The organism is Kitasatospora sp. NPDC059803 (genome assembly GCF_042732255.1).
In the GTDB taxonomy this organism is placed as follows: domain Bacteria; phylum Actinomycetota; class Actinomycetes; order Streptomycetales; family Streptomycetaceae; genus Kitasatospora.
Genome location: NZ_JBHWIJ010000049.1, coordinates 1 through 7,746 on the forward strand (window position 1 = coordinate 1; position 7,746 = coordinate 7,746).

Consider the following 7,746-nt stretch of genomic DNA (forward strand, 5'->3'; position numbering starts at 1 on the left):
GCCGCGTTCAGCCGGCAGGCGGTACGGCGGGCTGCGACTGGGTGGAGCAGTGGATGCCGCCGCCGCCGCTCGCGATGTTGTCGATGTTGAGCTGGACGACGGTGCGGTCGGGGTACTTGGCCTGGAGGATCGCGTAGGCGACCCCGTCCGCGTAGCCGTCGCCGAACTGCGGGACGAGGACGGCGCCGTTGGCCGTGTAGTAGTTGGTGTAGCTGGACAGGAAGTCCTTGCCCGTTCCCCGGATGGAGTTGCGGTCGGGGCCGGGCAGCTCCGTGATGGTCAGGCGGCGGCCCTGGGCGTCGGTGGCGTTCTGCAGGGCCTGCCTGGTCTGCTGGTAGACCGCGACCCACCGGGGGTCGGTGCCCGGGCCGGGCTGGTCCAGCATGACCTGGCCGGGGGAGATGAAGCGGGCCAGGCAGTCGATGTGGCAGTCGGTGATGTCCTGACCGGCCAGGCCCGGGACCCAGATGACCTTGTCCAGGCCGAGCGTCGACTTCAGCGCCTGCTCGACCTGGTCCCGGGTCATGCCCGGGTTGCGGTTGGGGTTCACCAGCGAGCTCTCGGTGGCCAGCAGGGTGCCCTGCCCGTCGGTCTCCAGCGAGCCGCCCTCGCCCACGAACGGGGCCTGGACGCGGGCGATCCCGTACTGGGACAGGAGCGTGCCCGCGGCCGCGGCGTCGTTGGCGTACGGCTGGTAGTAGGAGGTGCCGCGCTTGCCCCAGCCGTTGAAGTTGGTGTCGACCCCGGCGATGGCGCCGGGTGCGACGACGAAGGTCGGGCCGAAGTCCCGGATCCACAGGTCGTCGTTCGGGATCTCCAGGACCTCGATGCCGTAGTACGCGCCGGAGCCGCAGTAGTACCGGGCGTCGGCGGCCTGCCCGGGGCGGGCCAGCACCGCGACCGGCTCGTAGCGCGAGAGCTCGTACGCGACGTTCGCGATGTCCCGGCGGACGCCCGACAGCTGGTTGCGCCAGACCGAGGACAGGGCGGGCCAGGCCATGAAGGTGCGGGTGTGCCGGTCGGTCTCCGCGGGCATCCGCAGCGTGGGGCCGGACGGCGTCGCGGCTGCGGCTGCGGCTGCGGCCGCGTCCGTGGCTGTGGCTGTGTCCGTGGCTGTTTCTGCGGCCGCGGCGACCGAGGTGCCGAGGCCGGTGGCGAACGCGGCGCCGAGGGCCGCTGCGGGCAGGGCGGCAGCGCCGAATCTGAGCAGGCTGCGGCGGGTGGGAACGGGCGTGTCCAAGAGGACTCCCTTGGGGGCGGGGAGGTGTGGGGTGACGCACATCTTGGCTGCAACTAAAAATTCAGTCAATACCCGATACGTACGGTATCGCGGTTTTCCTTGCCGCACCGGCCTGGCCCGAGCCTGCCGTGAACCTGCCGTGAGCCCCGATCCGAGGTCGCCCGCCTGGTCGCAGGGTCATTGAGCCCTGAAACTTTGATCAGGAATTCCTCCACGAGAGGCCCCGGCCGGGTAGGGTGATCGCTTGTGTCGGATCGTCGAACAGAGATACTCATCGCCGCCACCCGCGTCATCGCGCGGCGTGGCGTGCGCGGGCTGCGCGTGGGTGAACTGGCCGCCGAGGCGGGGGTGTCCACCTCGCTGCTGTACTACCACTTCACCGACCGGGCCGGGCTGCTCCGCAAGACCCTGGAGTTCATCAGCGACCGGGCGGACCGCTACACCGCCGAGGGGGACTCGGCGGGGTACTCGGACGATCCCCGACGCGATCTCGAACAGGTCCTGCTCCTGGAACTCCAGGACACCCCGGACGTGCGCGAGAACAGCACCGCCTGGGGGGAGTTGAGGGCCAGCGCGGTCTTCGAGCCCGATCTCCGGGAGGAGCTGGCACGGGCCACCCACGCCTGGGTGCACGACGTCGCGGACCTGCTCGGCCGCGCCCGCCCCGAGGCCACGGCGCCGGCCCACACGGCCTCCGCCGAACGCCTCACCGTCCTGATCGAGGGCCTCAGCGCCCGCTGGCTGACCGGCTCGATGCCGCTGGAGCACGCACGACGCCTGCTCCGGGAGGCGATCGAGGTCGAGCTGGAGGCGCTGCCGGCCGTCGTACGGTGCCGCTGCTGACCGACCTTCCACCTGCCCGGGGTTCGGTGCGGGCCGCCGCGGCCCAGTTCTTCACCCGACACCTGAGGTGAGGCCGGGCCGTCGGACCGGCGGCAGACGGTAGCCGATGTCGGCCGGCCTGCCACTGGCCGACGGCAGGTCCCGGCCGTCTACAGGTCTCTGTACCGTGGGCCCCTGCCGAACTCTCGGCAGGGGCCCGTGCTGCCCGAAGTCAGAACTGGTCGATTTCTGCAGAGCTTCGAGGAGGCCGCACGCCCCGGCGGGTGTCAGTCGAACCGCGCGTTCACCCGACGGCCGGGATGTCGTGGGTGGCGCAGTGGATGCCGCCACCTCCGGCGGCGATGTTGTCGATCTTGACGGGGACGATCTCGCGGTCGGGGAAGTGCTGCTTGAGGATCTGCTGGGCGCGGTCGTCGGCGCGGTCGTCGCCGAACTTCGGGAGGTAGACGCCCTTGGAGCCGACGTAGAAGTTCATGTAGGAGGAGACGAAGGCGTCGCCGCGGCCGGTGATCTTGTCGGGGTCGGGCTGCTGGAGTTCGATGACGTCGAGCTTCTTGCCGCGGGCGTCGACGGCGTCCTTGAAGACGCCGCGGGCCTGGTCGGCGGAGCGGGACCAGACGTCGGCGGGCGAACCGGGGAAGGCCTGGTCGAGCAGGACGACGCCGGGGGCGGCGAAGCGGGTGAGGCAGTCGACGTGGGCGTCGGTGATGTCCTTGCCCTTGACGCCGGCCAGCCAGATCACGGTGGTGACGCCGAGGGCCTTCTTGAGCTCGGCCTCGACCTGGTCGCGGGACATGCCGGGGTTGCGGTTGCCGTTGACGACGGAGCTCTCGGTGACCAGCAGGGTGCCCTGGCCGTCGGTCTCGAAGGAGCCGCCCTCGGCGACCAGCTTCGTCTCGATGCGTTCGACGCCGTACTTGGCCAGGACGGTGCGGGCGATCTTGCCGTCGTTGGCGTGCTGCTGCTTGTTGCCCCAGCCGTTGAAGTTGAAGTCGACGCCCTTGACCTTGCCGCCCTCCTCGACGAACACCGGCAGGGTGTCGCGGGCCCACAGGTCGTCGACGGCGATGGGGACGACCTCGACCGCGGAGCCGCACGCGCTCTGCGCGGCGTCCCTCTGCTCGGGGCGGGCCATCAGGACGACCGGTTCGCGGGCGGCGATGGCCCGCGCCAGGCTGGCGATGTCCTTCCGGACGTCGGGGAGCTGGTCGCCCCAGACGTTCTCCGAGGCGGGCCAGGACATCACGGTGCGGACGTGCTTCTCCCATTCGGCGCCGAAGCGGCGTCCGCCGGGCGCCGCCGGGGCCCCGGACGGCTGCGGCGCCCCGGAAGACTGCGGCGCCCCGGACGGCTGCGGGGCCTGCGTGGCGTCCTCGACGGGTTCGTCGAGGTCCGAACAGGCGGTCAGGCCGAGGGCGAGGACGCCCGCGCCGCCGAGGGAGCGCAGGATGGTGCGGCGGGACAGATCAGGGTGGGGCACGGGATTCTCCGGTCATGGGGTAGCGCTGGTTGTCGCGGCTGCCGGCGTCGAGGCGGCGGTCGCCGAACGAGGCGTTGCCGAGCGGGACGGTGCCGAACGAAGCGGCGACGACGGCGCCGTTGACGACGTGGATGCCGAGGCGGGAGCCGGTGAACTTCGAGCTCGCCGTCAACACTTTCATTGACTGAAAAATCGGTCAAGCCTGCAGCCGGCCCGTCCGCTAATGAAGGGCGCCGGGGCGTGCGACGGCCGCCCCACCGGACCCGTGCTCCGGCGGCGCCCGGCCTCGACGCCGTGTGCGTCGTAGATCACCGCTCTCTCTGGATTTGACTGAATTTTCAGTCTAGTAAAAGATGCGGGGGCACCCCCGGTCCCAGGACCAGCCCGCCGCAGCGCGGGCCCCGTGCCCCCTGGCGGCCCGTCCACCCCCCCCCACGGAGGCGGGCCGCCAGGGCCTCCGCCGCGCACGCGTCGGCCGCCGCCCCGACTCCACAGCTTCAGGAAGGACGACCGTGCAGGTCACCACCGATGACACCAGCGCGACCAGCCCGGTTGCGCGCCGCGCTCCTCGCCACCGCTGGCGGTTCGCCGTCGTCCTGGCGATGGTCGTCGCCCTGTGCGGGAGCGGGATCGGGCTGTACCTCAACGAGCGCAACACCCGGGAGCAGACCCGCGAACTGGCGATCCCCTCGGCCCAGGACTGGATCGAACTCGACGTCACCGCCCAGGACGTGGACCCGGCTGCCCAGCAGCTGACGCTCTACATCACGCCCGTACCGCACGGCAGGCTCGCCGCCGGCGCCGACGGCCAGGCCTTCAGCCGACCCGTCGAGATCACCGTCACCGGCACACCCAGGACGACCATCCGGGCAGCCGAGGGCGAGAGCGCGGCGCCCCAGCTCGTCCACGTCGGGATGTACGACGGCACCATCACCGACTACCCCTTCGACCGCTACCGCATGGAGGCCGGCTTCACGGCCACCAGCGGCGCCACCCCCGTGCCGGTCGGCCTGGTCCTCACCGACACCGACCCGTTCTTCGTCGTGCGCCCGCAGGCCACGGCCGGGGCCACCGGCGCCGTGGCCCTGGACGCGAAGATCACCCGCTCCCGCAGCACCTTCATCCTCGCCTGGTTCATGATCGCGGCGATGTGGGCCATCGCCCTGGCCGTCCTCGGCGCCGCCGAGGTGCTCTACCGCAAGCGCGAGGGCCTGGTCTGGCCCTCCCTGGGCTGGATGGCGGCCAGCCTGTTCGCCCTGATCGGCATGCGCAACGCCGCCCCCGGCTCACCGCCGATCGGATCGCTGATCGACTACCTCGCGTTCTTCTGGGCCGAAGGAATCATCGCCGCCAGCCTGGCCTGCACCGCCTGGTGCGGCATCCGCACCGAGCACCGGCAGCGCCGCGAACGCGAGGCCGCCGCCGACCAGCCGTGAGGCCCGGCGGCGGCACCCCGTGGGCGGGCGCGGCCGGAGAATGGCCGGAAAGTGCCGCAACTACCTTGCGCAGCGGGATTGTTGGGGGTCCCTGACGCGCCCATGCTGAATTCGCCCGGCCTGTGCCGGGCCGCCGGGTGGCCGGGCGGCTCAGGTACCCCACGCCCCGACGCTCGCGCGCCCCACCCTCACCCCCCACCTCAGGCTTCGCGGGAGAACCCTCATGGGAATGACCTCTGCTCTGCGACGTGCCTCGGTCGTGCTCGCCGGCGGCGTGGCCGCGATCGGACTGTTCGCGCCGACCGCCGCGGCCGCGGACACCCCCGTCGTCCTGGCCTGCCAGGCGACTCCGCCGATCGGGTCGGCACAGACCTTCAACCTCAACGCAGGTGTCAACGCCGCCGCGCCCGCCACCGTCGCGGCCGGCAGCCAGTTCACCGTCACCCTGGCCCCCGACGCGCTCACCGTGCCCACCACGGTGGGCGGTTACAGCATCCAGTCGATCAGCAACATCGTGCTCACCGTGCCGGTCCCCGCGAACGCCACGCTGACCGGCGAGTCGCTGACCGGCGGCTCCGGCTACTCGGGCAGCGCGAGCGTCGCGGTGAACAACGGCAACGTCGTGCTCACCGTGAACGGGTCGGTCGACGGCGGCGGTACCTTCACGCTCCCCGCGCTGACCCTGAACCTGGCCGCCGGGGCCTCCGGCAGCGTCATCAGCACCTCGGTGGCCGGTACGAGCTACGCGGACCCGGGGCTGACCTTCACGGCGACCGTGCCCGTCTCGTTCTTCACCGTCGACGTGCCCACCGCCTGCTACCCCGCCACCGCGCAGGCGCTCAGCACCACGACGGTGAGCTGACCGGGGGCCCGCACCGAAGGCGACCGAGGGAGAACAGCACTGGGGCCGACGCACAGTGTGCGTCGGCCCCAATGGCAGAAGTAGCGGGGACAGGATTTGAACCTGCGACCTCTGGGTTATGAGCCCAGCGAGCTACCGAGCTGCTCCACCCCGCGTCGGTAGTACCGACTGTACGGCACCGGCCGGCGATCACCTAATCGGTTACCCGGCGGCCGGGTGCGCGCGGCCGGCCGAGATGCGGGTTGCCGTCCCCAGCCGAAAGTCAGGCGTAGACGGTGGCCCGGACCCGGTCCAGGTCCGTGAGCAGGGTGTCCAGCTGCGAAGGGTCGTTGGCGTAGGCGAGCACGGCTCGGTAGAACGCGCTCTGCATCGCGTCCGGCATCAGGTCGGAGGCGTCGAACCGTACCGCCCGGGCGTCGACCAGCAGTTGGCCCAGGCGCCGGGACAGGGCGTCCGGGTAGACGGTGGTGGGCACCTGGCGGTTGGGGCTCAGCGCACCGCCGCGGGCCACCCAGATCTGCTGCGCCTCGGGCGTCGTGAGGTAGGCGACGAGCTGCTGGGCGGCCGGGGTGGCGTGGAACATGCCGAGCAGGTCGCCCGCCACCTCCTCGGTGCCCTTGAACCCTTCGTCGATGGTCGGGAACCGGGCGAAGTCGTAGTCCTCGCCGGCCTTGAGCTGCGGGTCGCCCTGCTGGTAGTAGTCCGTGATGAAGGACGCCGCGTGCTCGAAGTAGCAGCCCGGCTGCCGGCCGAACAGCGAGTTGCCCGAGCCGGCGAAGTCGGTGAGCAGCATGCCGCGGGAGTCACCGCGGACCAGGCCCTTGGCGGCGACCACGTCTCCCCAGGTCTGCCAGGCCCGCTTGATCGCAGGAGAGTTCCAGGCGAGCGCGCCGCTCGCCCACTGGTCGTAGACGTCCGGCCCGGACTGGGCGAGGACGATGTCCTCCAACCAGTCGGTGCCCGGCCAGCCGGAGGCGGAGCTGGACTCCAGCCCGACACACCACGGGGGGACACCCGCCCCGGCGATCTGCCGGTCCAGGGTGTTCAGCTGGTCCCAGCTGCCGGGTGGCGTCCAGCCGTGTGCGGCAAGGGCCTTGGGGGAGTACCAGATGAGGCTCTTCACCGAGGCCTTGACGAACACGGCGTACTGCTTGCCGTCCACGGCGCCCAACCGCACCCAGCTCGCTCCGTACTGCGCGGCCATGCCCGGCAGGTCGAGCGCATTGTCGAGCGGGGCCAACCGGCCGGCCCGGGCGTACTGCACCAGCTTTCCGGGGCTGGAGAGGACGGCGAGATCGGGCGGCGTCCCGTTGTCGACCCGGTCGGCCAGCACGGTGTCGGAGTCCCGGGAGCCCTGGTAGTCCACCCTGATCCCGGTCCGCTGCTCGAACGGCGCGACCATGGCCAGGAACGAGTCCCGCTCGCTGCCGGTCCAGGTGCCGAGCACATGGACCACAGGTCCCGACCCGCCGCTGCTGCAGGCCGTGGGGCCGAAGAGGGCGACCAGCAGCAGGGCGAGACAGGCCCGGGCCCAGCGGTCCGCCCCGCTCATCGCGCGGCCCGGTACTCGTCGATCCGTGGCCAGAGGCCGCCCAGGCAGAGCACCGCGATGGCGGCGCACAGTACCGGGAGCGCGCGGCCCAGGTCCAGGTCGGAGCGGGCCGCCGATTCGGCATCGGCCAGCCGTTGCCGGTCCAGCTCCGAGAGACGGGCCAGGTCGGCGTCGAACGCCGCGCCGGGGGCCGCCCCGCGGGGGGGGGCGCGGCGCGCGGCGGCGGCCCCCCCGGCCCGGGCCCGGGGGGTGCACCTCACCAGTCACTACCCGCCCGCACTCGACCGCCTGGCGGGCCGAGTCGTGCTGCTCGAATCCGGCTCGGTCTCCCAC

At 71.9% G+C, this 7,746-nt stretch carries 8 protein-coding genes and 1 tRNA gene; 3 read left to right on the forward strand and 6 right to left on the reverse strand.

Features of this window, described 5'->3' with window-relative positions; genetic code table 11:
• Positions 1–7: 7 nt before the first annotated feature.
• Entirely contained in the window at positions 8–1,240 is a 1,233-nt protein-coding gene (locus ACFV6I_RS11185) for an agmatine/peptidylarginine deiminase (protein WP_380424595.1), read from the reverse strand.
• Between the two features lie 246 nt (positions 1,241–1,486).
• Here ACFV6I_RS11185 and ACFV6I_RS11190 point away from each other — a divergent pair, with 246 nt between their 5' ends.
• Complete coding sequence (locus ACFV6I_RS11190) at positions 1,487–2,083, forward strand: TetR/AcrR family transcriptional regulator (RefSeq protein WP_063352386.1); 597 nt, start codon at positions 1,487–1,489, stop codon at positions 2,081–2,083.
• 283 nt (positions 2,084–2,366) lie between these two features.
• Here ACFV6I_RS11190 and ACFV6I_RS11195 read toward each other — a convergent pair whose 3' ends face one another.
• Positions 2,367–3,563: an agmatine/peptidylarginine deiminase gene (locus tag ACFV6I_RS11195; protein WP_380424597.1), complete on the reverse strand. Its 1,197-nt coding sequence runs from the start codon at positions 3,561–3,563 to the stop codon at positions 2,367–2,369.
• Positions 3,550–3,744: a hypothetical protein gene (locus ACFV6I_RS11200; protein ID WP_380345025.1), complete on the reverse strand. Its 195-nt coding sequence runs from the start codon at positions 3,742–3,744 to the stop codon at positions 3,550–3,552. The genes ACFV6I_RS11195 and ACFV6I_RS11200 overlap by 14 nt, the downstream gene beginning before the upstream one ends.
• Before the next feature lie 331 nt (positions 3,745–4,075).
• Between ACFV6I_RS11200 and ACFV6I_RS11205 the strand changes: the two genes are divergently transcribed.
• Positions 4,076–4,999 carry a DUF4436 family protein gene (locus tag ACFV6I_RS11205; protein WP_063352383.1) on the forward strand — a complete coding sequence of 308 codons (924 nt, stop codon included), beginning with the start codon at positions 4,076–4,078 and terminating at the stop codon, positions 4,997–4,999.
• Between the two features lie 229 nt (positions 5,000–5,228).
• A complete protein-coding gene (locus ACFV6I_RS11210) occupies positions 5,229–5,861 on the forward strand; it encodes a cyclase (protein ID WP_380345023.1) in 633 nt (210 codons plus the stop codon).
• A gap of 81 nt (positions 5,862–5,942) precedes the next feature.
• Here the strand turns inward: ACFV6I_RS11210 and ACFV6I_RS11215 are convergent.
• From ACFV6I_RS11215 to ACFV6I_RS11225, 3 genes are all read right to left on the reverse strand, one after another.
• Positions 5,943–6,016, reverse strand: a tRNA-Met gene (locus ACFV6I_RS11215).
• Positions 6,017–6,123: 107 nt separating this feature from the next.
• Positions 6,124–7,413: an ABC transporter substrate-binding protein gene (locus tag ACFV6I_RS11220; protein WP_380424600.1), complete on the reverse strand. Its 1,290-nt coding sequence runs from the start codon at positions 7,411–7,413 to the stop codon at positions 6,124–6,126.
• Complete coding sequence (locus tag ACFV6I_RS11225; protein ID WP_380424602.1) at positions 7,410–7,673, reverse strand: hypothetical protein; 264 nt, start codon at positions 7,671–7,673, stop codon at positions 7,410–7,412. Before ACFV6I_RS11225 ends, ACFV6I_RS11220 begins: the two co-directional genes overlap by 4 nt.
• Positions 7,674–7,746: the final 73 nt, after the last annotated feature.